This window comes from Kerstersia gyiorum (assembly GCF_004216755.1).
Classification (GTDB): Bacteria; Pseudomonadota; Gammaproteobacteria; order Burkholderiales; family Burkholderiaceae_B; genus Kerstersia; species Kerstersia gyiorum.
The window spans coordinates 14111-39103 of sequence record NZ_SGWZ01000001.1 but is presented as its reverse complement, the minus strand read 5'-3'; the positions used below and the strand labels follow the sequence as shown (position 1 = coordinate 39103).

The 24993-nt window shown below is 59.5% G+C and carries 23 protein-coding genes and 1 tRNA gene; 10 read left to right on the top strand and 14 right to left on the bottom strand.

Annotated elements, in window-relative coordinates:
- Window positions 1-46 precede the first annotated feature (46 nt).
- The 4 genes from ribD to EV679_RS00165 all read left to right on the top strand — a co-directional run bounded on the left by ribD (window position 47) and on the right by EV679_RS00165 (window position 3191).
- On the top strand, window positions 47-1177 hold the full coding sequence (gene ribD, locus EV679_RS00180; RefSeq protein ID WP_130486272.1) for a bifunctional diaminohydroxyphosphoribosylaminopyrimidine deaminase/5-amino-6-(5-phosphoribosylamino)uracil reductase RibD: 1131 nt from the start codon (window positions 47-49) through the stop codon (window positions 1175-1177).
- 154 nt (window positions 1178-1331) lie between these two features.
- Entirely contained in the window at window positions 1332-1964 is a 633-nt protein-coding gene (locus EV679_RS00175) for a riboflavin synthase (protein ID WP_130486271.1), read from the top strand.
- 136 nt (window positions 1965-2100) lie between these two features.
- Window positions 2101-2191 (top strand) — tRNA-Ser (locus tag EV679_RS00170).
- A gap of 355 nt (window positions 2192-2546) precedes the next feature.
- A complete protein-coding gene (locus tag EV679_RS00165) occupies window positions 2547-3191 on the top strand; it encodes a hypothetical protein (RefSeq protein ID WP_130486270.1) in 645 nt (214 codons plus the stop codon).
- Between the two features lie 252 nt (window positions 3192-3443).
- On the opposite strand, the gene EV679_RS00160 is transcribed toward EV679_RS00165, so the two are convergent.
- From EV679_RS00160 to EV679_RS00105, 13 genes are all read right to left on the bottom strand, one after another.
- A complete protein-coding gene (locus tag EV679_RS00160) occupies window positions 3444-5435 on the bottom strand; it encodes an AAA family ATPase (protein WP_130486269.1) in 1992 nt (663 codons plus the stop codon).
- On the bottom strand, window positions 5432-5818 hold the full coding sequence (locus EV679_RS17550) for a hypothetical protein (protein ID WP_151098418.1): 387 nt from the start codon (window positions 5816-5818) through the stop codon (window positions 5432-5434). Before EV679_RS17550 ends, EV679_RS00160 begins: the two co-directional genes overlap by 4 nt.
- Window positions 5815-6012 carry a helix-turn-helix transcriptional regulator gene (locus EV679_RS00155; protein WP_130486268.1) on the bottom strand — a complete coding sequence of 66 codons (198 nt, stop codon included), beginning with the start codon at window positions 6010-6012 and terminating at the stop codon, window positions 5815-5817. The genes EV679_RS17550 and EV679_RS00155 overlap by 4 nt, the downstream gene beginning before the upstream one ends.
- Before the next feature lie 126 nt (window positions 6013-6138).
- Complete coding sequence (locus EV679_RS00150) at window positions 6139-6702, bottom strand: hypothetical protein (protein WP_130486267.1); 564 nt, start codon at window positions 6700-6702, stop codon at window positions 6139-6141.
- A gap of 457 nt (window positions 6703-7159) precedes the next feature.
- Complete coding sequence (locus EV679_RS00145; RefSeq protein WP_130486266.1) at window positions 7160-7891, bottom strand: DUF4339 domain-containing protein; 732 nt, start codon at window positions 7889-7891, stop codon at window positions 7160-7162.
- Window positions 7892-8028: 137 nt separating this feature from the next.
- Window positions 8029-9225 (bottom strand): tyrosine-type recombinase/integrase, encoded by a 1197-nt coding sequence (locus tag EV679_RS00140; protein ID WP_130486265.1) that lies wholly within the window; start codon window positions 9223-9225, stop codon window positions 8029-8031.
- 293 nt (window positions 9226-9518) lie between these two features.
- Complete coding sequence (locus tag EV679_RS00135) at window positions 9519-10826, bottom strand: sensor histidine kinase (protein ID WP_130486264.1); 1308 nt, start codon at window positions 10824-10826, stop codon at window positions 9519-9521.
- A gap of 3 nt (window positions 10827-10829) precedes the next feature.
- Window positions 10830-11525, bottom strand: coding sequence for a response regulator transcription factor (locus tag EV679_RS00130; protein WP_068372664.1), 696 nt, complete (start codon window positions 11523-11525; stop codon window positions 10830-10832).
- Complete coding sequence (locus EV679_RS00125; RefSeq protein ID WP_130486263.1) at window positions 11522-13003, bottom strand: ArnT family glycosyltransferase; 1482 nt, start codon at window positions 13001-13003, stop codon at window positions 11522-11524. The genes EV679_RS00130 and EV679_RS00125 overlap by 4 nt, the downstream gene beginning before the upstream one ends.
- Window positions 12990-14033: a glycosyltransferase family 2 protein gene (locus EV679_RS00120; protein ID WP_068372660.1), complete on the bottom strand. Its 1044-nt coding sequence runs from the start codon at window positions 14031-14033 to the stop codon at window positions 12990-12992. Before EV679_RS00120 ends, EV679_RS00125 begins: the two co-directional genes overlap by 14 nt.
- Entirely contained in the window at window positions 14030-14419 is a 390-nt protein-coding gene (locus EV679_RS00115) for a GtrA family protein (RefSeq protein WP_068372657.1), read from the bottom strand. Before EV679_RS00115 ends, EV679_RS00120 begins: the two co-directional genes overlap by 4 nt.
- A 271-nt stretch (window positions 14420-14690) precedes the next feature.
- Entirely contained in the window at window positions 14691-15422 is a 732-nt protein-coding gene (locus tag EV679_RS00110) for a GntR family transcriptional regulator (protein WP_068372653.1), read from the bottom strand.
- Window positions 15419-15649, bottom strand: a complete 231-nt coding sequence (locus tag EV679_RS00105; protein WP_127772970.1) for a hypothetical protein — start codon at window positions 15647-15649, stop codon at window positions 15419-15421. Before EV679_RS00105 ends, EV679_RS00110 begins: the two co-directional genes overlap by 4 nt.
- A gap of 183 nt (window positions 15650-15832) precedes the next feature.
- Between EV679_RS00105 and EV679_RS00100 the strand changes: the two genes are divergently transcribed.
- The 5 genes from EV679_RS00100 (at window position 15833) to EV679_RS00080 (ending at window position 20694) form a co-directional block, all read left to right on the top strand.
- Window positions 15833-16588 carry an SDR family NAD(P)-dependent oxidoreductase gene (locus EV679_RS00100; RefSeq protein ID WP_207224882.1) on the top strand — a complete coding sequence of 252 codons (756 nt, stop codon included), beginning with the start codon at window positions 15833-15835 and terminating at the stop codon, window positions 16586-16588.
- Between the two features lie 23 nt (window positions 16589-16611).
- Window positions 16612-17469, top strand: coding sequence for an isocitrate lyase/PEP mutase family protein (locus tag EV679_RS00095; protein ID WP_068372649.1), 858 nt, complete (start codon window positions 16612-16614; stop codon window positions 17467-17469).
- Between the two features lie 41 nt (window positions 17470-17510).
- Complete coding sequence (locus EV679_RS00090) at window positions 17511-18554, top strand: TRAP transporter substrate-binding protein (RefSeq protein WP_068372646.1); 1044 nt, start codon at window positions 17511-17513, stop codon at window positions 18552-18554.
- A 104-nt stretch (window positions 18555-18658) separates the two neighbouring features.
- Entirely contained in the window at window positions 18659-19294 is a 636-nt protein-coding gene (locus EV679_RS00085; protein ID WP_130486261.1) for a TRAP transporter small permease subunit, read from the top strand.
- Complete coding sequence (locus EV679_RS00080; protein WP_068372643.1) at window positions 19294-20694, top strand: TRAP transporter large permease; 1401 nt, start codon at window positions 19294-19296, stop codon at window positions 20692-20694. Before EV679_RS00085 ends, EV679_RS00080 begins: the two co-directional genes overlap by 1 nt.
- Window positions 20695-20764: 70 nt before the next feature.
- Here the strand turns inward: EV679_RS00080 and EV679_RS00075 are convergent, their stop codons facing one another.
- The gene (locus EV679_RS00075; RefSeq protein WP_068372641.1) at window positions 20765-21697 is read right to left on the bottom strand and encodes an EamA family transporter; all 933 of its coding nucleotides are present in this window, start codon (window positions 21695-21697) and stop codon (window positions 20765-20767) included.
- 590 nt (window positions 21698-22287) lie between these two features.
- On the opposite strand from EV679_RS00075, the gene EV679_RS00070 reads away from it, so the two are divergent.
- Window positions 22288-24957 carry an HAD-IC family P-type ATPase gene (locus EV679_RS00070; RefSeq protein WP_238591408.1) on the top strand — a complete coding sequence of 890 codons (2670 nt, stop codon included), beginning with the start codon at window positions 22288-22290 and terminating at the stop codon, window positions 24955-24957.
- Window positions 24958-24993 lie beyond the last annotated feature (36 nt).

Genomic DNA, 24993 nt, shown 5'->3' with positions numbered 1-24993 from the left:
GCGATATTGCAGGCCGCGCCGCATGCGGCGCATCAAGGAAACAAGCATGGCTGATCAGGATATCGCCTGGATGCGCCAGGCGCTGGCGCTGGCGGAAGCAGTGACCAACATCACGACTCCCAACCCCAGGGTAGGCTGCGTCATCGTACGTGATGGCGTGGTGTTGGGCGCGGGGGCGACCCAGGCCGTCGGCGGCCCGCATGCGGAAGTCTGCGCCCTGCGGGATGCCGCCGCGCGTGGTGCGGATGTGCGTGGCGCGACGGCTTATGTCACGCTGGAGCCTTGCAGCCACTTTGGCCGCACGCCGCCCTGCTGCGATGCGTTGGTGGCGGCAGGGCTGGGCCGTGTCGTGGCAGCCATGGGCGATCCCAACCCCCTGGTCAATGGCCGGGGCATGGCGCGCCTGCGCGCCGCGGGCATCCAGACGGTTGCTGGTATCTGCGAAGAAGAAGCGCTGGCGCTCAATATCGGCTTTGTGGCCAGGATGAGCCGGGGCACGCCTTGGGCCTGGCTCAAGACGGCGGCCTCACTGGATGGCCGCAGCGCCCTGGAGAACGGTCAGTCGCAATGGATTACCGGTCCGCAGGCCCGTGATGACGGCCATCGCTGGCGCGCTCGCAGCTGCGTGGTGCTGACCGGCATCGGTACGGTGCTGCATGACAATCCGCGTCTCAACGTACGTGCGCTGGAGACCCCGCGTCAGCCACGCAAGGCCCTGATAGACGGCGATTTCCGCTTGCCCGAGGATGCCTTGTTGATCGAAGGCGCGCCGCTGCTGGTTTTTACCGCACGTGAAGACGATGCCAAGGCGGCCCGCCTGGCGCAGCGTGGCGTGCAGGTGATCCTGCTGCCGGGCGAGCGCCCGGGAACGGTTGACCTGCCGGCGGTGATGCAGTGGCTGGCTGCGGATGGTGTCAATGAAGTTCACGTGGAAGCCGGCCCGGGACTCAATGGCGCCTTGCTGCGTGCCGGGTGCGTCGATGAATTGATCTCCTATGTGGCGCCCGTGCTGCTGGGCGATGCGCAGCCCATGGCCAGGTTGCCTGCCTTGAGCAGCCTGGCGCAGGCGCGGCGCTTCGAGTTCACCGACATGGTGCGGCTGGGCGCGGACGTGCGCGTGCGCGCCAGAGTGGCGGAACACTGGGACGCCCTGCGTGCGCAGGTGCGCCTTGGGTAAAGGGGCCGTGGCCGGCGGCTTCGGCCCGCCTGGCCCGGATGGGTGCATGTGTGTTCCGGGGTGGAGTATCCTTTCGGAATTGGCCGGCGTGATGTGCCGGAGACTGAGCGGGGGCAGGAGGCCGCCCTCGCGATAATTTTCAGCAGGAGCAGTCATGTTTACTGGAATCGTTGCCGCCGTCGGGAACATTGAAACCGTGACGCCGCTGGGCGCGGATGCTGCGTCGGGCGTGCGCCTGACCATCCGCGCCAATGCGTTGGACTTGTCCGACGTGGCGCTGGGGGACTCCATTGCCATACAGGGCGCCTGCATGACTGTGGTGGAAAAAACCCAAGGCGGCTTTGCCGTCGATGTGTCGCGTGAAAGCCTGAGCCTCACGGTAGGCCTGGACGCGCCGGGTGAAGTCAACCTGGAAAAGGCGCTGCGCGTGGGAGATTACCTGGGCGGGCATATCGTATCCGGCCACGTGGACGGCCTGGGCACGGTGGTGCGTTTCGAGCCCGTTGGCGAATCGCATGAGCTGGTGCTGCGCCTGCCTGCCAACCTGGCGATCTACCTGGCGTACAAGGGATCGGTCACGGTCAATGGCGTCAGCCTGACGGTCAACCGTGTGCACGACCTGCCTGCCGGTTGTGAAATTGCCATCAACCTGATCCCGCATACGGTGGCGGTGACCACCCTGCGCCACCTGAAGGCTGGCGCCAGGGTGAACATTGAAATCGACACCATCGCCCGCTATGTCGAACGCATGGTTGGCGTGCGTAGCCAGATCGCCGTCACCGACTAAGGTCCGCCGCTTCGCCCTGATCCGAGCGATATTTCGTCTTATGCAGCGAAAAAGCTGCAGGGTACGATGAAAGTTTGCTAGAATTACGGATTCTCGTGACCAGTGGGGTTTCCCTGTGGCACGTAGTAGGTAATTAGGACAGGTGGCCGAGTGGTTGAAGGCGCACGCCTGGAAAGCGTGTATACGTGATAAGCGTATCGGGGGTTCGAATCCCCCTCTGTCCGCCAGGAATTTCTTATAAGCCGTTGATTTCTTTATTGAAATCAACGGTTTTTTATTTCCAGCCCCACATCTAGCCCCACATCATGCGGAAGATCGGGGTGAGGCGTCAAAGTTGCATACGGGTTGCTCGCTGACCTAGCTTTCGCATACGCTGGGGTGGCTTTGCTGCTTCACCTAGCGGCAGGCGCTCAAGAGTGCTCCATCCCGCCTTAGATGGTGGCGCTCGCTCGCATCTAAGAAGCGCGTCGAGTCACGACGGCACATGAAAACTAAAATACTTGAAATAAGCTGCGCTTACGTGTCCAATTTATTTTATTAATCTTTGTTTTTTATGTTTATGCTATTTTTCTCGAAATTATTATGAAAATAAAACTAACAATTTCTATTTTTATGATTTCATTTTTTCTTCCGTTGGCTATGGCGGGCGAGATGTCTGTAAATGTATCTATGCCTGGGGCCATCAACCCTTTTGAGGGCTATCGCATGACTTATACGGATAAAGAAAAAAATAGCTGTACATTTGTTTTTAGCCAGCCAGGTGATGGGTTTTCATATTTGAAATCGGACAAGAAATGTCCATCTTTCGTGACGGAAGATAAGGTTTTTTTAGATGCGCAAGAGGCACGGTCTCACATGGAGATTGTTTCACATGCCAGAACCTTCTCTGAATATTTTGGAGAAGATAAGTATGGGAACAAGATTGCGAAAGCTAGTCTTTATTATAGATGTGCCAATTCTGGTGATGTGAGCCCTTCTCAGCCTATGGATTGGGTCGGGGATAACAGAAATTCTTCTTCTGGATATATGTTTATGCCAGTGCGAGATACGCGCATGGCTGGTTGGTATAGATTGGATTATTATCCTGATGGATATAAACCTTATCAATTTACAGTAGGGGTGTGGAAGCCTGTAGGTATTGATTCGATTGTTGCAGTTGATAGGGGGCGAAATTTCACAATTTCGGAGTTTAAGATTAGAGAGTGCTATAGTCATCCGATTGATTGAAATTGGCGAATTCGAACCTGAAATGTGATATCTTTTTTCTGCGCAGCTATCATGGTTTTGTACTAGTCCAGGCATTGCACGGTTGATGATTTCAACTTTGTGGCCGTCTTTGCCAGGTATCTCCCAATAAGAAAGAGTCCCGTTCTACCCGTTCTGCCCGTTTCGGGACAAGTTGGGAGCGTTTGCATTTTCCCGTTCTTCCCGGGCACCCTTTAGGGGGCCGGGATAGACGGGACAAACCGGGCATGGGGTCTACTTGCACCATATCCAGCCGCTCATGTGTGTGATGTGGCCGCTATTTATCAAACTTGTAATAGCGCTGTTAGTGCGTTCGGTCTGGCGTTTCGCATCTACTGGTAGCTGCGGGCCTATTTGCTCAATGACGGCATCTAAGCGAACCGTTGGGCGTCCCACCGGCAGGGCATCAGGTGCATCACTAGGGCGAATGTCGCCAGCCTCGCGCAGCATTGCGCCCAACTTGTCCCACACAATTTTGACGTTGCCGCCCTTGGGTTCTTTTGGCAGACTGGCTTTTGGCGTCGAGTTTCTCTCCACTAGAACCGCCCCCGCTATTTCTTGACCGTCATCAGTGATATGTAGAGTCACACTTTCCAGATCAAAACCATGTGTGACCGGCTCGGCGTCTTTGCTTTTGCCACCATTGGCGTTATCCGTGCTAATGGTTTGTGGACTGGCGGAAACTGCTAAGACGGCATCGCACGCTGCGTATAGACTGCTATGGCCACGCGCCCCCCGGCTAGTGTCCTTGCCCATGTGGTGAACCGCCAGCACCATGCCGTCTGTGAGGCCCTGTAGGCGCTGCAATGCTTCAATCAGTAGCCCCATGTCGGCACTACTGTTTTCGTCGATCCCTGGGCCTGCCTGGGCCAGTGTGTCGATAACGATCAAACCGCCTTCGCCCCCTGCTTCTAGAATGGCATGGGCCAGTTCGTGGACGTCATCCCCTTCGGTCAGCTTTAGGCTATCCAGCACCACGGCGAAGTTATCGGGCATCTCATGACCGTAATGACGTTCCCATGCCTCGATACGGCGTTTGATACCGGCGCGGCCCTCCAGGGCGCAGTAGACGGCTTTGCAAGGCCGGGTATCATGTCCAAACCAATTCTGCCCCAATGAGACGCGGGCTAGCAGATCAATTGCAGCAAACGATTTACCTGCACCTGATTGCCCAATGATTAGACCTATACCCGTCCTTGGTAGTACGTGGTCGATCCGCCAGTCCATATCAGGTAAACGACGCAAGGCATCTCTATTCAATAATGTGAATCGTGGGGGCGGCGGTTCTGTTGCAGGGGATTCTGCTTCGCTATCTGAATATATGACTAGGGAGCGGGTAACCGGTATCCCCTCATATCGTGGCGGCGCTGCTTCCCAAGCGCTGCGCAGCGTCGCTGTGACCTCAGTATCAACTAAACCAACAAGGGCACCAGCGCGGTGCAGAGCATCTCGCACACCACTCTCGCGCAGCCGTCCAGCTTTTACGAAACCAAACAGGCCAAAGGCTTGTCGATTTAATTCATCGTTTCGGGTGCCCTCAGCCGCACAGGAAACAGCCCCCACGGCACGCTCTAGCGCAGCTTGGGCGTATACGTCAGGCTGGCACACATGCGGTGCTTGAGGCGTTGTTAGCGGTGTTTCAGCGATAACCGGAAATCCGGCCAATAGTTCGGCGGCTGTGTATAGCCGTTCGGATACCTCGACAATCGACGTTTGGAATGGTTCTCCCTTACGATGGAAAAAACCGGGCAGGCGCATCACTCGGGGTAGGTCGTGTACTTTATCGTCGGTACTCCAGGCGTAAATAATCTGTTTTTGTAAGTCTTTGAATTGATTCAATGCCAGATCGCTCACCAGCCAATAGGCGTGATATTTTCTTGGCGAAGACTCGACAATTAGCGAAGGCGGCAGGGCAAACGCTCGCAGTCGGTCTGGGGTGCTCGGGTCGGCAACATCAAAATCAGCGAAGCAAGCCCGTACACGCGTTATATTTTCTGCCCTTCGCCCGATCAGGTTGGTTTTGTTGATAGTGACAAAAACACCGGCACCTGCACTGTTCAATCTCTCAAGTTCGGCGGCGTGCTCCACTAGCGAACCATGCAAAATGCGAGCTAGGTTGCTGTCTTTACGGTCAGAATCATCAAACGTCTGAAACGTCCAGGCTGTCGCCTCGGGATCAAGTGCGGTTAGGAAACGTATCGCGTCGGTGTTGCTTTGAGTAGTCATGCTGTACCACCTACGTGTGCGGCGGTGCCTTCGTGCAGGAACCGTGCTTTTAGCAAATCACGGTTGACGTTCGGCAAGCGATGAAATTGCTTCGACTGGAACAACCCAGCGCAGGGTATGCAAAGCTGAAAACCTGACGTTAAAAGCCCACTGGGCAACTGTTGAAATATCGCCATGCGTTTGCGATTGGTGTCGGTTAGGCGTGTCTTGCACTCAAAACACGCGTAAGCCTTGGTGGGAAATATCTGGTTGGTAAATTGCTTATGGGCTTGTTTTTGCTCGCGGTCGGCCTTAAGTCGGGCTCCGCGATGACCCCGTGAGACACTTGACTGGTGTTGGTCTTTGGCGCTCTCACGGCCCTGTATGGTAGGTGTGTTTTTCATTGTGCAGCCTCCCGTTTTGCTTTTAACCAAGCGTCCAGGTCAGCACGCATGACAGCGGTACTATTAGTCGCGATCTTGAATGTTGCGGGGAAAGTAGGGTCTTCTTTGGCGAAGCGCCAGAAAGACGGAACGGAAACGCCGATATAGGCGGCTGCCTCTTTTGGGCGCAGTACAGCGGGGGTGATGTTGGTCATTGAACCAAGTCCTAAAACTCGCGGTGCTGCGGCTCAAGGCGGGCCGATTAGATGCCTTGATGCCGCAACAGCCGCGTTACGTCGGCTTGATTCGAATCGTATGAAATGCGACGGAAGTTAGCGGTGCTAAGTTCCGCTTTTTTGTATCGCGGGGATGATTTTTGCTTCGCGAAGAATGCTGCGTATTGTTTTGCTGCTAGGGGCTTTTGAAATTCGCTGCGATATGATGCCTACTATTTCGTGAGGCTCGTGACTTTCCGCTAGCTTTCCGCCCATTTGTATTATGCTTTCTTGGATATCTAGGTCTACGCGCGGGCCGCGAGGCTTGCGAGCATTGGTTGCATTGATGCCGATTCTTCGAAGTTCTTTCCGATTTAAATCATCGGTAGCAAGCACGCTCCATATAATTCTACACTGCTCCGCCTCGTCATCACTCATGCTTCTGGCTGCCCATTTCATCCGAGCGTAGGCAATCTCAAACTCTCTGGTGAAAACGTTTACTTTATTGCTAAAAGTGATCGGCCATACCTCAGGTGTGTGTTGAAGACTTTTGTGTTCAGGGTCATCAGCGTATGATCCAGTGAAAACAATTAGCTTTATCAGGTTCAGGTCGTGGTCGGTATAGCCCCTTTCTTTCAAGTCTGTCGTATAGCGGTGCTTGTCGATAAAATCCTCTGCATTGCGGTTCACTCTGCTTCTCCAATCGGTACGACACGTATATCGGCTTTATTGCACAAATTGAATTTAGACGGAATCATTGCCAACCCCAGACGCAGTGACCCCTCATGCCCATTGTGGGGACGACCCCGTTCGGTGCAGCGATGTACGTACCTTGAGCTCCGTTGATCTGCCTCTCAAGCGTGTGTGCCATCACCTTATTACCAAAAGCCTCTTGATGCAGTTCATCTTCGTCTCGCGCAGAGATATGAGGTGTTAGCCACTTCCGTTTTTTCTATGTTGTGCTGCCCAAAAACTTGCACGTCCTCACTGCTTCATGGTGATAGATACAGACCGCTTCTTTGCCTTCATATGATTGCGGTTTTTTAGCTACGTCCATGCTGTTGTTTGAGTGTTCACACTTAACACGGGGCGAACGCGTTGTAAGTTATCTGACATTCAAATATGTTGCGTGTAATTCCTCTATGATTTAATCCCCTTTGATTTTCACTGTAAGCAGCCTCCTCGGCTTGTCCTTTTGTTCTATCGAGATTTTCACTTCTTTAGTATTGCTCAAAACTGCAGTTGCCTCATAGACGTTGGGCTGAGGGTTGCTATCTATAGAAACATAAATACAACTTGTTTTTTGGTTTAGCTGGTTTTGTAGGATGTTGGTTACTAGATTGCAGGATGCCTCCTCTATATCGCTGTTGCTGTTAGTCACAAGGGGAATTGATAAGGCTAGGGCTAGGGCTAGCAGTAGAAATATTTCAGCGTACCAATAAAACCTGCGAGTTTTTATCCGAATCCCTCGCAATATTACGTAAACTGGAAAAATCCACAGTGCCCAGAATGCGCTGGGTGCTTTGTGCCCTGCTTTTGCCAAAAGGCAAGAGTCGATGAGTGACAGGATAAATAATATGGCTACTACGCACAGAATATGAAAGATGCTGAAGTCGTTGCCAAAAAACGTAAATATGGCTTGCAACCCAACGGCAATCCAGATAAAAAAATTATTTATTTCGGATTCTGGCAGGGGCGGGGGAGGAAGCAAGTTATTTAGGCTTGTGTCTTTTAGCTTAACCCAGTCTCCATGCCCCGGCCAAACGCTAGTATTTAGATCTATTTTTTTCTGGTCTATAAGATCGCTCATTTGGCTTTTTGTAAATGGGCCGTGCCTAGAACCGTTTTTCGAGTAAAGCCAGTTGTCTTGATTTTTCATTTCTTATAGTGATATTTATAGTTGTCGCGTGAATGTTAGGAGGCCTCTGCAAAACCCCTATTTTCAGTCAAACAGCCATCGTAATTGATTGATTTACATGAAGATGGGCTTCAAAAACGAAGTTTTGTAGACTTTCCCTAAGCGAATGGCTGGCCGATTAAATGGCCCCATGCCTGCATCATATCGACGCGTGCATTGAGCCTGTCTGTCCGTTCGTATGCTGCCTGCACTTTGTTGCTGATGGTGTGAGCTAAAGCTCGTTCAGCAATGTCTGTACTATAGCCCTGATCTGCTGCCCAGTTACGGAAGCTGGATCTGAAACCGTGTGCGGTTGCCACGCGGCCTGGAGTATCGCTTTTCGCTTTGGCTTTGCGTAACAAACTTGTCAGTGCCATGTCTGAAAGCTGTTGTCCACGGATAGCAGGAAAGACCAATGTGTCAGGTGCTGGGGTAGGGTTGCTACATAATTGGGCTTTCAATAGTGCGACGGAAGCATCTGATAGTGGAACGCGGTGTGCTGTGTTGGCTTTCATCCGTTCTTTCGGAATGATCCACAGTTTGGTGTTCAAGTCGATTTCTGCCCATGTTGCGCCTCTGACTTCGCCGGATCGCGCTGCCGTCAAGATGGCAAAGAGTAATGCTGCTCTGGCTCCCAGCACTGGCGGGCTGTGTAGGTGTTCAGCCACAAAGCTCGGCACATCACGCCAAGGCATTGCGGGTTGATGGCGTGCGCCTGTAGACGCTGGTTTGCTTGGAAGCAGGCGGCTCGCCACATCTAACGGGTTCGCTGAAGTATGGCCTTGAGCCCAGCACGCGGCCATCACATCGGCGCAGCGCATTTTGACGCGCCGGGCTGTTGCTGGAATTGCAAGCCATATAGGGTGCAGTGCGTTGGCGAAATGTTGCGGCGTCAAAGCATCAACTCGCAAAGCACCTATATGTGGGAACACATGCTGTTCCAGGCTGCTGATCCATTGCGCACGATGTTTGGCATTTCTGAAGGATGGCGCTACGACTGCCCAACGAGTCCGCGCGGCCTCTTCGAACGTGGGAATAGCGCGCTTTGTATCGCGTGCCATGATTGGATCGTCACCCGCTGCAATTAGCTTGCGTGCTTGATCGCCAGCCTCTAATGCGGTGGCTACTCCAACATCGGGAAACACTCCTAGCCCCATGTCCCGGCGTTTGCCGGTCACAGGCGACACAAAGCGCAGATTCCATTTACCACGTCCTGCGGTCGTGGTGGGTTGCAGCGTCATGCCTGTGATGCCACAAGGAATAGGTGCCCCCTCAGGCTTGATTGCCCTAGCTTGCCTGTCAGTGATTCGTGCCATATCAGCCCCACATATAGCCCCACACTTGGAGCGAGATGCAATGATATGGGATGATGCGGCATTTTTCCACAAGGCTATGATTTATATTGTTTAATTTGCTTTTTTTATATGGGATGATCTTCCTTGATACAGGAAGTAGGCGGCCCCTCTGTCCGCCAGGAATTCTTCAAAGCCCGTTGATTTCATTTTTGGAAATCAACGGGCTTTGTTATTTCTGGCTCTGCTGCTGGTCGCGTGAGGTTGTGTGGTACTGGGCCGAGCCGGGCGAGCCGAGGAAAGGCGAGCCTCTGCCACTAGGTTGATAGTTCAGCCGTCGTGGGTGGCAGGAAGGTGAGGCGCAGTACGTTGCCCGGGCCGTCTCCGGCCAGGGCCTGCAGCGTCCAGCCCAGGCGCTCGCAGATCAGGCTGACGATGAACAGACCCAGCCCGGACAATGACAGCAGTTCGCTGGCGTCGGCCTGCGGGTCGTTCAGGTAGGCCTGATAGGCTTGTGGTAGCCCCTGGCCATGATCGCGAATATCGACATAGTGGGTGTACAACAGCACTTCCACACTTGCGCCGGTGTGCTGCAGGGCGTTCTGGATAAGGTTGCGCAGCAGCATTTTGACCAGTACCGGATCACCCTGAACCTTGGGCTGGGCTACCGATATCAGTTGTAGGCGCGGTGATGCATCCGGCAGATGGCGGTTGAGGTCTTCCTGTATGGCCTGTACCAGGTCAGCGAGCGGGATGCTGACACGCCGGTCTGCCTGCGCCTTGCGCCGGGTAAGGCGCAAGATGATGTCGATATTGGCTGCCATTTCATCGACGGCGCGACGCATGCGCAGCAACACGCCCTGGTCGGCAGTGCCCAGGCCGCCGCGCCGTTCGATGACATCCAGCGCGCCTGCGATGACGGCAATGGGTGTGCGCAGTTCGTGGCTGGCCAGTCCCATCAGCGATTGTTCGCGCTTGACATAGGTTTCCAGCTCATTGAGGAAGCGGTTGAAGGATTGGGCAATGGTCTTCAGTTCGGCATCCTGGTAATCCTCCGTGACGCGCCGCATGTGTGGTGCCGGCCTGGTGTCCAGGATTTGCCGGGAAAGCTGTTGCACTGGTGCCACCAGCCGCTTGCCGGTCAGGCGAGCCAGAAAGATGCCCAGGGCGATGACGGCGATGCCCAGAAGCAGCAGGAAACGGTGGAATTCGTCTTCGCGGGTTTCGAACAGCGTGATGTCCTTGGCAAGGTACAGCTGCCCGTCGTTGACCACGCTGCTGGTGATCAAGTATGTGTTATTGCCGGCTTCGATTTCCCCGGAAAAGGGGAACGGCAGACCCTGGAACAGCATCGGCATGCGGTCGTCGGCCTGCATGCCGGCGGGGACGAAATAAGCAGTCAGGGTGGCAATGTCCCAGACCAGTATTTCATTCGGGCGGGCGTTGTCCAGCAGGAAATCCCGCTCTGTCTGCATATCCATTTCCAGCAGGGATTCTTCCAGTCGCTCATTGGCGATCAGGACGGACGCCACTGTGACGAAGAACGTCAGGAGGATGGCGCACAGGACGGTAAGGCGGATGCGGCGTTCGATGGTGCTGGTGCGTGCGGGGCGAAGGAAGGCCATGCGTCATGATTCCTCGGGTGGGGCGATGCAATAGCCGCGCCCGTGCAGGGTCTTGATGACGTTGGCCCCCAGGTTTTCCTGTAATAGTTTGCGCAGCAGGTAGATGTGGGTGCGCAAGGTATGCGGCTCGACTTCCTTGTCGCCCCACAGGCTTTGCGCCAGCTGGTCATAGGATACGAAGTTGGGATAGGCGCGGACCAGAGCTTCAGTGATACTGGCTGGCATGCCTGACAGTTGCAGTGGGGTGCCCTGGCCCAGGCGGATACGCAGTGTGCCGGGGTCGAAACTGATGTTGCCTGCATGGAGCACGGGTGTGCCGCCGGTGCTGCGCCGGTACAGGGCGTCGATTCGTATCGCCAGTTCCTTCAGGTGGAAGGGTTTGACGAGGTAATCGTCCGCGCCCTGGGTAAAGCCGGTGATTTTGTCGTCGATATGGTCCTTGGCTGTCATCATGATGATGGGGGTGGCGCAATGCAGGTCGTTGCGGATGCGCTGGCACAAGGTAAAGCCGGACATGCCGGGCAGCATGATGTCCATGACGATGACGTCGTAATCGTTGACTGAGGCCAGGTGCAGCGCGACCAGGCCGTTGGCGGCGAAATCCAGCAGGTAGCGGCCGTCTTCCAGGAAGTCGCTGATATTGGCGGCGAGCGCTGCATTGTCTTCGATCACCAGCACACGGATGCGCTGTTCGTTCATGGCGGGCCATCTCCTTGTCTGCGTGGCGCTGGATACCGGGCGCCGTTGGCGTACACCAGGGAGTATCGCCGGTTTTTGAACAGGATCGGGCTGTCGGGCGGCAGGCCGGCCTGTGCCAATTGGTCGTGTTCGACGGCCAGAAAGACGCCAGCAGGGTAGTGGGCCAGGAAATCCCGGGTGACCGGACCCCGATGCAGTTTGGCAGTATCCCTGGAATAGTAGCGTGCCGAGAACGGCAGCTTGTCCTGGTAGTAGAGCGGTTGGCCGTCTTGGGCATGTGCCTGCTGCACGGCCACCAGGCTGCGTTCACTTTTCAGGATGTCGGGGTTGGCCCAGACGGCAATGCCCAGCAGCAGTCCAATCACCGGTACTGGCGTGACCAGGGCTTGCCAGTGCAGCGCGGGCGGGTTTGCCGGCGCGTGCTGCGACAGCCATGCGGCCAGCAGGATTGCGAAGGCGGGCAGGGCGGGCTGTACGTACGTCCACAGGATATTGCCGGACAAGGTGAAGAACAGGGGCGTGGCCAATGCCCAGAGCAGCAGCAGGCTGATGTCCGGTGACACGCGGGCAAGGCGTGGCCTGGCGGCACGGCGGTTCCAGGCCTGGCGCGCCAGCAAATAAATGGCGAATGGTCCCCAGGGTAGTGTTGCCAGAATCCAGTCCAGCCAGATGCTGCCATAGGCGCGCTGGTGAGCGCTGCCGTAAAGGTCGCCTTGCCAGCCGGGATCGACGAAGCGGTAAAAATGCTCGCCAACGATGAAGTACTGCAGGAAACCCGGCGTTTTCAGTTCGGCCAGGAGATACCAGGGCAGGCTTAGCGCCAGGAACAGCAGCACGCCGCCCGTCCAAGGCAGGCGGCGCAGGCAGGCCAGCGCAGCGCGGCGCTGCCAGAGCAGCCAGGGGAGCAAGACGGCCAGCACCAGAACGATCGCCAGCGGCCCCTTGGCCAGCATGCCCAGGGCCAGCCCGGCGAAGAAGGCGTAGCCCCAGGCCTGGCGCAAGCCGTCCTGTTGTTTGCCTAAGGCAACCAGGCATAGCGTGATTGCCAGCGTCAGGTAGGCATCGGTCAGCACGGCGCCAGCCAGGACGAAGGTCAACAGGCAGGAGCTGTATATCAGGGTGGCATGGCGAGCGACCGCCGTGCTGATGCGGTCACGTGAGTAGGCATAGATGAGTGCGGTGGTGGCCAGGGTTGCCAGCCAGGCGGGTAAGCGGGCGGCAAAGTCACAGTCGCCCAAGAGCCGGAATGCGGCGGCGGAAGCCCAGAAGGCAAATGGCGGCTTGCCCCAGAAGGGAGTGCCGGGTTCGAACCAGGGGGTGATCCAGTCGCCGCTGACGGCCATCAATCTGGCGATTTCCGCATAGCGTGGTTCGGAGGTGTCAGCCATGGGCAGGATGGCCATCAGCACCAGGCGCAGCCCGAACAACGCAGCCAGAAACCAGAGCCAGCGTGGCAGCAGGCGTTCAGCGGCGGCCATGACGGGGCTCCTGTACAGGTACGGTGGCGTGGGCGCTGGCCCGCGCACTGCCGGCCTGGCTGTGCAGGACATCGCGGATCAGGTAGACGGGGCGCTGCTTGGTTTCGATATAGGTCTTGCCGACGTACTCTCCCAGCAGCCCCATGGTGATGAGCTGCACGCCGCCCAGAAAGGCAATGATCGCGATGAGCGAAGGGTAACCCTGTACTGATTCGCCGTACAGCAGGGTCTTGGTGGCGATGAACAGGCCGTATGCCAGCCCGGCGCCCGCCACGGTCAGGCCGACACCCGAGGCCCAGCGCAGCGGTTTGATGGAAAAGGAGGTGATGCCTTCGATCGCCAGGCCGATCAGGCCACGGTAGTTCCATTTGGTCCTGCCGGCCGCGCGCGGCTGGCGTTCATAGAGGATCTGGGTAGTCGGGAAGCCGATCCAGGCGAATATGCCCTTCATGTAGCGTGAACGTTCAGGCAATTGTTGTAATGCCTGGATGGCCCTGAGGCTGAGCAAGCGGAAATCGCCCGTGTCCTCGGGGATGGCAACGTCGCTCAGGCGGTTCAGCAGGCGGTAGTAGAGATGGGCGCTCAGGCGCTTGTGCCAAGGGTCGCCAGCGCGAGAGCGGCGCCGCATGGTGACGATGTCTGCACCGGCGCGCCAGGCCCGCACCATGTCGGGGATGAGTTCTGGCGGGTCTTGCAGGTCGGCGTCCAGGATGATGACGGCGGCGCCGGCACAGTGTTCCAGTCCGGCGGACATGGCAGCTTCCTTGCCGAAATTGCGACTGAGCCGGACGACCTTTATGCCAGGTTGGGAGAGCGCGAGCGCGGCCAGTGCGGTGCTGCTGCCGTCGGTACTGCCGTCATCGACAAAGACGATCTCATGGCTGAGGTCCATGTCCTGCAGCACGGCGCTAACGCGCTCGAAGCACAGGGGCAGGACGTCGGCCTCGTTATAGACAGGGATCAGCAGCGATAGGGCGGGTGGCCGTGTCGGTGTGGCGGAGGAGGCACGGAGGGTGCGGATATTGTTCATAGGAACACGAATCTCCTGGAGATCCAGTAGTTGCACAGGGCCAGCAATAGCGTGGCCAGCATCTGTGCGAGAGGAACGGGCAGTGCGAACCCGGAATACAGGGTTGTGAAGAACAGTAGGTTCAGGGGCCAACCGATCAGTACCACTATCAGGTATTTCATGGCGGTGGCTGCATGCCGGGACGCAGGCCGGAAGGCATAGTGGTATTGCAGGAGGTAATTGGCCCAGGCGCCGGCCAGTGCTCCTGTCGCCGTGGCCGCCGTGGGCGGCAGGCTGCCTTGCAGCAGGGCCAGCATGATCAGGTAATGCAGGGCCGTGGCTGCAGCGCCGCTCAGGCCAAAACGCAGGGCCTGGTACTGGCTGGCGGAAAGAAAAGATGCGGGCATGACGAAAACGATCCGGCGGTGGGCGAGATGCTCCGATGCCTGTGCGGCAGGAAGCTCATACCTGTGGATCGTAGATTTCGAGGCGTCGAAAATCCGTCAAGGAAAAATGAAAAACGCGTCAAATTCCCGGCTGCCGCTGGATGCCAGGGGCCAGGTTGGTGTACGGGATGGGGAAGGATGTCTGTGGGCGATGGCCGGGCAAGTACGCCTGGGACTGGCGCAGGAAGGCCGTGTCGGGCGGGCCGCCCGGCGCGAGAATGTGCCGTATGGCCTACAGCGCGCCGCCCTGTTGCAGCTTGCGCCGCACGACTTCCTTCTGGGTCAGCGGCTTGATGGGGTTGTCCTGGAAGGCCTGCATGAAGTTGTCGCTGGTGCGCATGATATGCGTCCAGAGCACGGTTTTCAGGCGCGAGATTTTGTTTTCCCGGATGAGCTGGATCATCATCGCGTGGTCGTGCATGGAGCGCTTGGGTTCGTTCTTGGCATGCAGGGCCAGCTGGGTGCGCAGCGTGGCGACGCGGCCCATGATCATGCGGTAGCCCTGCATCAGATAACGGTTGCCAGCGTTCTCCAGGAACGCGAGATGGTATTGCGTGTCCAGCTGTCCGTAGATGCGGATGTCGCCGTCATGGACTGCCTGTTCCATTTGCCCCAGCAGGCGTTCCAGTGCAGCGGCGAGGTTCAGCGGGTTGCGCATCGCAGACAGTTCTGCGGCCTGCAATTCCAGACAGGCGCGGTATTCACACAGTTCGATGATGTCTTCCAGCGACGGGGTGAACACATAGGTGCCGGATTTCGGCACGATGTTCACCAGGCCTTCGAGTTGCAGCAGGTTCAGCGCTTCGCGAATGGGCGTGCGGCTGACGTCGAAGGCGGCGGCAAGGTTTTCTTCCGACAGCGCTTCGCCGAAATCGAAGGCGGCATTGATGATGGCGTCACGGATTTTGTCCGCGACTTCCGCAGACATGGAGGACTTGGTAGCAGTGCTTTTGGTTGCTGTCATGACTGAACTGTCGTGAAGAGATCCGGCCCGGCGGCGAAAATGATTCCACCGCCATTCGGGGGAGTCATGGACTCCAGATGGAAATTGCCTTGCTTGATCCCACCCCGGCGGGCGAGCGTTTCGGTTTGGCGCGTGGTCAATGGTTGGCCAGGAAAACGGAATTGCAAACGCGGATTGATGGGATGTTCCGGCGCCGGGATCATGGAAATCCCGGCGCTGGCGGCCATTGCTGGCAGTCATGGTCTACTTCGATTATTGCTCACATTCCGGCCTTGTTCAATGTTGTTCCTATGGTACCGCAGCCAGGGGGGGAAGACGCTGGCCACGCTGCTCGCTAACCCGAATTGCATACTAGTTCTGCTATGCTAAGATCGCCAAAAATCCATGCAGCAGGTCTACGGGAGGCGCCGGTGGTGCAGACATATGATCAGTCCTGGTTCGCCGGGCGTGTCGTGGTGGTGACAGGGGGGGCGTCCGGTATCGGGCGTGCAATCGTGGAGCGCCTGCTGGCACTGGATGCCCTGGTATCGGTCTGGGACCTGCGGGAAGATCGTCTGGCGGCGCTGGCAGACCGGTATGGCGGGCAGATTCTGCCGCTCAAGGTTGATGTCAGCGACAAGGTTGCGGTCGATGCGGCGGCCGATGCCGTACTGGCCCAATGGGGCGGTATCGCCCATCTGGTCAACAACGCCGGGATCATCGGCCGGCGCATGACGTTGGCGGATCTTGACGCGGCGGAACTGGACCGCGTCCTGGGCGTCAACCTCAAGAGCGTATTTTTTGCGACGTCGGCCTTTGCCACGCGCGGCGGCGGGTTCAGCGAGCGTTCCATGGTTTCCATGGCGTCCATTGCGGCGCGCACCGGGGGTATGGTGGGCAATATGGCCTATGCCGCCACCAAGGGCGCGATTGCCACGCTGACACAATCCTTCTCCAAGGAGCTGGCACCGGACGTGCGCGTCAACGCACTGTCGCCCGGCATCATCGACACGGAAATCCAGATGGATTCCCTGGGGGACCCGGCTGCCATTGCTGCCCTGGCCGACATCATTCCCATGCGCCGTCTGGGTGCGCCCGCCGAAGTTGCCGAAGCGGCTGTCTGGCTGCTGTCGCCCGGCGCTTCCTATATCACTGCCAGTGTGCTCGACGTGGCCGGCGGCCGCTGAACCTGGCGTCAGGAGTCTGACGAATGTCCAAACTGAAGGAACTGTTGAACGCAGGAACATTGATCCAGGCGCCCGGCGCGGCGGATGCGCTGACGGCGCGCCTGGTGGAGCAGGCCGGTTTTCCCGCTGTCTATATGACGGGCTTCGGCGCCACGGCTACCACCCTGGGCATGCCGGACCTCGGCCTGATGACGCAGACCGAAATGCTCGAGCATGCCCGGCGCATGGTGCGCGCCACGGCCCTGCCGGTCATTGCCGATGCCGATACCGGCTACGGGGGCATCAACAACCTGCTGCGCACAGTGGAGGACTACGCCCAGATCGGCGTCGCGGCCATCCACCTGGAGGACCAGACGCTGCCCAAGCGCTGCGGGCAGCTCAGCGGCATTCAGCTGGTGGATGCCGAGGCCCAGGTACGTACGCTGAAGGGGGCGGTATGCGCCCGGGCCTGGTCGGACATGTTGTTGATCGCGCGTACGGATGCGCTGGGCGTGCACGGTGTCGAGGAAGCCGTGCGTCGGGCCAATCTGTATGCCGAAACCGGAGTGGACCTTGTGTTCGTCGATGGTGTCAAGACGATTGCCCAGGCCGAGGCAATTGCGCGGCACGTGCCCGGGCGCAAGGTGCTGAGTGTCGTGGATGGCAATGAAACACAGCGATTGACCGCAGCCGAAATCCAGCAGATGGGTTTTGACATCGTGTTCTATGCGCTGTCGACATTGTTCGCTGCGGCCAAGGCGTCCGCCAGGGTGCTTGAAGTTCTGCGGCACGATGGCAGTACTGCGGCCATTTCGAACGATATGGCGACTTACGGCGAGTTCATGGAAATGGTGGGTTTGCATCGCTACCATGATTTCGAGAAGGAATTCGGCCAGGCCTGATGGGAAGCCGGAGCCGGAGACAACAAAGAGAGGAGCTGGAAATGAAGAAACTCGCAGTGATCAGTGGCCTGGCGCTTGCCCTGACGATAGGGGTGTCCACCGTTGCCAATGCCCAGGAACGCGTGCGCTGGCGCATGCATTCCGCCTATGCCAAAGCCATGCCGGTCGCCGGTGCGACCGCCTTCCAGATCGGCGATGAGGTCAAGTTGCTGTCGGACGGCAAGTTCGATATCCGCGTGTTCGAGCCGGGCGCCATCGTGGCCGGTACGCAGTATTACGACGCCGTGTCCAAGGGCGCGGTCGACGCCGCCTACGGTTCGCCCGGGTTCAACGTCGGCAAGAACTCGGCCTATGCCTTCTTTGCTGCGGTGCCCTTCGGCCCGGGGGCGGGTGAAATGCTGGCCTGGCTGCGTTATGGCGATGGCCTGAAGCTGGCGCAGGAAATGTACGCGCGCGACAACATCCACATGCTGCCGTGCGGCATCCTGCCGCCCGAGAGTGGCGGATGGTTCCGCAAGGAAATCAAGTCGCTCGACGACCTGCGCGGCCTGAAAATGCGCTTCCTGGGCCTGGGTGCAAAAGTGATGGAAGAGTTCGGGGTATCCACGCAGTTGCTGGCGCCGGGTGAAATCTACCAGGCGCTGGAGCTGGGCACGCTGGATGGCGCCGAGCAATCCGTGCCGGCCATCGACCGGGGCCTGGGCTTCTACCAGATTGCCAAGTTCAATTACTTCCCCGGCTGGCACCAGCAATCCACGGTGCAGGAACTGCTGGTCAACAAGGATAGCTGGAACAAGTTGAATGCGGCGCAGAAGGCCATGATCGAGTTGTCTTGCGACCGTGCCCTGGTGGATCAGCTGGCGGCCGGCGAAGCCGGGCAGTACGCCATCATGCGCCAGAACGAGGCCGATGGCGTGCAGATCAAGATGTGGCCGGCAGAAATGCTGGCAGCCTTCAGCACGGCCTGGGACAAGGTGATCAAGCAGGAGGTGGCCCAGAACCCGGATTCGGCCAAGGTCTGGGACAGCCTGTCCAAGTTCCGCGAGGATTACAAGATCTGGGGGGAACGCGCCTACCTCAAGTAAGGGGGCAGGCCGGCAGCATCCGGGTGGATGCTGCCTTGCGGCGGCGGGCTGCGGTTGCCACCCGCCGCCCCGCTGGAATCTGATGGCTGTTAGTGGAGCCCGCCATGCGCCAGTTACTCGTTTTATCAGACATGCTTTCCAGGCTGTGCGCGGGTGTGGCGCGGCTTGGGTCCTGGCTGATTCTGCCGCTCATCCTGGTGATCGTCTATGACGTCGTCACCCGCAAGATCGTATTCATCCAGCAGTGGGTCATGAATAGCTGGCTGTACGACTTCATTTCCCCGACCAAATTGCAGGAGCTCGAGTGGCACCTGCACGCGATGATTTTCCTGATGGCCTATGCGCTGGCCTATCTCAACAGCGCGCACGTACGGGTGGATATCTGGCGCGAAAAACAGTCCGAGCGCAAGCGCGGCTGGGTCGAACTCATCTGCATCCTGGTGTTCGCACTGCCGTTCTGCGGCGTCCTGGTCTATGAGTCCTGGCAATTCGTCGTGAATGCCTATGTGCAGGGCGAGGGTTCGGCGGCCCTGACCGGCATTCCGCACCGCTGGATCATCAAGTCCTTCCTGCTGCTGGGGGTGGGCCTGCTGTTGCTGGCTTTGCTGGCGACCCTGCTGCGCCTGGTGATTTTCCTGTTCGGCCCACGAGCCCTGCGCCCTGAAGCGCTGGCGCGGCTGGGCATGGTCCAGCAGCCCGCCGGCGAGGCGGTGCGCGATGATTCTGCCGAGGTGCGCTGATGGAAGCCCTCTACAACCATTTCTATGACTACCTGGGCGGCTACATGTTCATCGCCCTGGCGTTGTTCGTGTTCACCGGCTTTCCGGTCGGGTTGGTGCTGGGTGGGCTGGCGCTGCTGTTCGCGCTGGGCGGGATCGGGCTGGGGGTGATGCATACCTCCGAGCTGTACCTGTTCGTCGAACGGCTGTGGCAGAACGCCGCCAATAACCAGATCCTCGTGGCCGTGCCCTGCTTCATCTTCATGGGCATCATGCTGGAGAAAAGCCAGGTGGCGGACAATCTGCTGCGCGTACTGCAGTTGCTGCTGCGCCGCGTGCCTGGCGGACTGGCGCTGGCCGTTGCATTGCTGGGCACGATTCTGGCGGCGACGACGGGCATCATCGGAGCCTCCGTGGTGATGCTGACGATGATGGCCTTGCCTGCCATGCTGGCGCAGAAGTACGACGTACGGCTGGGCACGGGCATCATCGCTGCCAGCGCGACACTGGGCATCCTGCTGCCGCCTTCGGTCATGCTGGTCATGATGGCGGATCTCATGGCCATTTCCGTGGGCAATCTGTTCCTGGCGGCCATTCTGCCGGGCCTGATGCTGGCGGCGTTCTACTGCATCTATGTGGTAGTGATCTCGATGATCAAGCCGCAGCTGGCGCCAAGGGTGGAGCGCGAGGAAAGTGAAGTCGGGGCCTGGAATCTTTTTGTCCTCTTTGCCAAAGGGGTGCTGCCGGTTTCGTTCCTGATCGTGCTGGTGCTGGGCTCGATTTTCGCCGGTTGGGCCACGCCCACCGAAGCGTCGGGGATAGGCGCGTTCGGCGCCATCCTGCTGGCGGCATTCTCGGGGCGGCTGCGGCGCGAGACCGTGGATAAGGTCTGCATGCAGACGGCGCTGACATCAGCCATGATCTTCCTGATCTTCGGCGGCGCCACTGCATTTTCCTATGTGTTCCGTGCGCTGTATGGCGAGGACCTGATCCTGGACTTCATCCAGTGGATGGGCCTGACGCACTGGAGCCTGCTGTTCCTGCTGATGGTCGTGATTTTCCTGCTGGGGTTCTTCTTTGACTGGCTGGAAATCACGCTGATCATCCTGCCGGTATTCGCGCCCATCATTGCCAGTTTTGCGCCGGATTTCGCCCCTGCGCTGGGTATCGAGCATCTGTCACCGGAAGACCAGAAGTCCATGGTGTTGCTGTGGTTTGCCATTCTGGTGTCGGTAAACCTGCAGACGTCGTTCCTGACGCCACCCTTCGGTTTCGCTCTGTTCTTCCTGAAGGGGGCGGCGCCGGCGTCGGTGCGCATCAAGGATATCTATCGTGGCGTGACGCCTTTCGTGATCCTGCAACTGGTGGGTGTGCTGGTGCTGGCACTGTGCCCGTCCATCGTGTTCTGGCTATTGTCATGAGCGCGGCATGATGCGCTCGCCAGCGCACCGCCCGACGGGATGAGCCCGCGTGCGGTGCGCTGGTGCGGCATCAGGCGTCTGCCGGTTTCTGCTTGTTGTAGGCCAGCAGGACGATGCCGGTGATGACGATGGCGCCGCCGATCAGTTGGGTGGAATTGAACATTTGGCCCAGCACCATCCAGCCCAGGCAGAGCGATGCCACGGGTTCGATATTCATGACCGGTGCGTTGCGAGCCATGTCCAGCCGTGGCGCGAACACGAACAGAGAACTGAAGGCGATGGTGTAGAGGATGCTCAGCAGCACCAGCGCCAGCCATCCCAGGCTGTTGTCCGGTGCGGCCATGCCGCCAGGGATGAGGTCTGCGGTGCCTGCCACGATCATGCTGGCGAACACGACCAGGATCGTATAGAAGCTGCGTACCGGGCCGGTGACGGTGGCCAGTTTGTGTTCGGTGACCCACAGGCCGATGGAAAACACACAGGCCGCGCCGAAGCTGAACAGCAGGCCGCTGATCCAGTCCGGGCCCAGTTCATGTCCGCCACGGATCAGGGTAGGCAGGTCCAGCACGAACAGCAGTCCGAACAGGATCAACGCCATGATGCCCGCCGTGCGCCGGGTAGGCGGCTTGCCGCCCAGGGCCCAGGTGAGCAGGGCCAGCAGGATGGGGAAAGTATTGGCGACCAGCAATGCCAGCGCGACGGGAATGCGCGCCACAGCCGAATACAGGCAGAGGCTTTGCAGGGCGATCAGCACGCCCAGCGCCAGTTGCCATTTGCCGGTGCCCGCGGGCAGGCGGGGCGCTTGCCGCAGCCAGAGCAGCAGTCCGGTGAGCGCGAGCAGGCTTGCGCCCGAGCGGAACAGGATGGCGACCAGCAGTCCGGCGCCGTTGTCGAAGGCCAGGCGGGCGGAAACGTGGTTGCCAGCGAAACAGGTGCCAAGCAGCAGCAGGATGGCGATGGCCAGGTGGCGGGGCAAGGTGGGGGCAGAGGCGGTTGCAGTCATGGTGTCTCCGTAGGCGGCAGGGTGACAATTCCTGGCCTGGTCGCCCGCGTCGCCAGGGGCAAGGTAGGCATGGGTGTTCTGGTCTGCCTGGGCGCTTCAAGACAAACAGCCCCCCGTGAGGTTTCCAGGGGGCTGCATGATGAAGGCGTGGCGCAGTATTTTCAGGGGTGCGGCTTGGTTGCTGCGGCGTGACCGGCCGGGTTTGCCGGCGGGCAGGGACAGCAGTGCGGCGATGCGCCGGTCAGGCGGCATCCAGGCTTGGCGATTATGGCATTTTCCTGGCAGGCGTGGCTGGACAGGCCCAGTCCGCGTGCGGGTATGGGGCAGGTGCCATGTTATCTTTTGCTAATGGGGCCGGTGTGGCGGATGCAATCAGAATCGCGCGATAGCGCGTCATGCCATGCGGCCGGTCCCTGGCTGGCCGGCTTTAGCGGCCAGGGTGTTTCATGACAGCGGGGTTGTGTTCAGAGCCAGGGGGGCAAATGCAGCAGCGGGGGCAGGAACCGGTTTCAGGGCCGGAGGACACAGAGGCGGCCGGGGGGCGCCTGGCGCGTCCGGGGCACGAAGGGGCTGCGTCCATCTGGCATGCCATGCCAGTGGACGATGTGCTGGCAAGCCTGCAAAGCGGGCCGGAAGGGCTCGATGGTGCGCAGGCCGCGCAGCGGCTGAAAACGTATGGCCCGAACCGGTTGCCGCTGGCTGCGGGCAAGCCGGCATGGCGGCGTTTTCTTTTGCAGTTCCATAACAGCCTGATCTATCTGTTGCTGGTGGGGGCGGCCGTCAGCCTGGCGTTGGGCCATGGCGTGGATGCGGCCGTCATCGTGCTGGTGGTGGTTGTGAATGCCGTTACCGGATTCATCCAGGAGGGCAGGGCGCAACAGGCCATGGAATCCATCCGGCGCTTGATCGCGCCCCATGCCACGGTGTTGCGCGATGGCGGGCGGATGGTATGCGATGCCGCAGACCTGGTGCCTGGCGATATCGTGCTGCTGGAGCCGGGCGACCGCGTGACGGCGGATCTGCGCCTGTTGCGCTCGCGTGGCTTGATGGTGGACGAGGCCATCCTGACAGGCGAATCCGTCAATGCGTCCAAGCAGGTCGCCGTGTCGATGGTGGACGCGCCCCTGGGCGACCGCGACGGGATGGCGTTTTCCGGCACCCTGGTGGTGGCGGGCATGGGCGCTGGCGTCGTGGTGGCGACTGGCGCCAGGACGGAAATCGGCCGCATCAGCACGCTGATGCATGAGGTCGAGGTGATCAGTACGCCGTTGTTGCGCCAGGTAGATCGTTTCAGCCGGGTGTTCGGGGTGGCGGTGCTGGTTTGCGCCGTCTTGCTGTTCGTGTTCGCCGTGGGTGTGCGCGGCTATGGCGCGCTGGATGCGCTGATGGCTGTGGTCAGCCTGGCGGTGGCCGTGGTGCCCGAGGGTTTGCTGGCCGTCATGACGATCACGCTGGCGATCGGCGTGCAGCGCATGGCGCGGCGCCAGGCCATCGTGCGCCGTCTGCCTGCCGTGGAAACCCTGGGGGCGACTTCCATTATTTGTTCCGACAAGACCGGTACGCTGACGCGCAATGAAATGACGGCGCAGCGAGTGGTAATGGCAGATGCCTGCTGGCAGGCGTCCGGCCAGGGCTACGCGCCCCAGGGCGAGCTGCTGGCGCAGGCAGGTGGCGCGGATGTGGAACAGGCCGGTGCGCTGCTGCGTTGCGGCCTGTTGTGCAATGACGCGGGCTTGCATCAGGACGAAGGTGGTGCCTGGTCGGTGCGCGGCGATACCATGGAAGGGGCGCTGCTGGCGCTGGCCGCCAAGGGGGGGCTGGATGCCGGGCTGGAGCGGCTGGCCTGGCCACGGCTCGATGAAATCCCGTTCGACGCACGTTATGCCTATATGGCGACCCTGCATGGCGACGCGGCGGGGAGCGGCGTGCGATTGTTGTGTCTGAAGGGCGCACCCGAGAAAGTGCTGGGACGCTGTGCTACGCAGCGCACGGCCGGGGGCGAGACGCCGCTGGACCGCGCCTACTGGGATGGGCAAATCGCGGCATTGGCGGAACAGGGCCAGCGTGTGCTGGGCTTTGCCATGCGCGAGCTGGGGCCGGAGGATGCGCTGTCGCTGAACCCGGATGAGCTGGCGGCGGATTTCGTGCTGCTGGGGGTGATCGGGTTCATCGACCCGCCACGCGACGAGGCCCTGGCGGCCGTGCGTGATTGCCGCAGCGCAGGCATCGAAGTCAAGATGATCACCGGCGACCACGCCGCCACCGCCCTGGCGATTGCACGGCAGCTGGGCCTGCGGGACCAGCCCGAGGTGCTGGGTGCTGCCGAGCTGGATCGCATCAGTGATGCCGATTTGCCTGATGCCGCACAGCGCACGACGGTGTTTGCCCGTGCGACGCCAGAACACAAGCTGCGCATCGTGCGTGCGCTGCAGGCGCGTGGCGCGGTGGTGGCCATGACTGGCGATGGCGTCAATGATGCGCCGGCGCTCAAGCAGGCGGATGTCGGGGTGGCGATGGGCGGCAAGGGGACGGAAGCAGCCAAGGAAGCGTCCGAGATCGTGTTGGCCGATGACAACTTCGCCTCCATCGTTGCGGCCGTCAAGGAAGGCCGGACGGTCTATGACAACCTGACAAAGGTGATTTCCTGGACCTTGCCGACCAATGGCGGTGAAGTCATGGTCGTTATCCTGGCCCTGATGATGGGATGGGTGTTGCCCATGTCTACCGCCCAGATCCTTTGGATCAACCTGGCGACGACCGTGACGCTGGGCCTGGTGCTGGCTTTCGAGCCTGCCGAGCCCGGCGTCATGGCGCGCCGGCCGCGTCCGGCCGGGCAGCCGTTGCTGTCGGGCTTCCTGCTGTGGCGGGTGGGGTTCGTTTCGTTCCTGTTCATGATAGGTGCGCTGGGCATCTTTCTGTTCCTGCAGGCCCGGGGGGCACCGCTGGAAGTCGCACGCACGGCAGTGGTGAACGTGATCGTGGTGATGGAGGTGGCTTATCTGTTCAGCGTGCGCTACCTGCACATGCGTTCGTTCAACTGGCAGGGCATCAAGGGGACGCCGGCTGTGGCGTTGGCGCTGGTGGTCGTGACGGCGGGGCAGTTGTTGCTCACCTATGCGCCCGCCATGCAGCGCTGGTTCCAGACGGCGGCGTTGAGCCCCGGGCAGGTGGTGGCCGTGCTGGCGGTAGGGCTTGCGCTGTTCACTTTGCTGGAGCTGGAAAAGGCCGTGGCACGGCGCTGGCTCGGAGAGGTCGTTTAGCCGCCCTGGCTGGCCGGCGCCACTGGGTCAATAAAC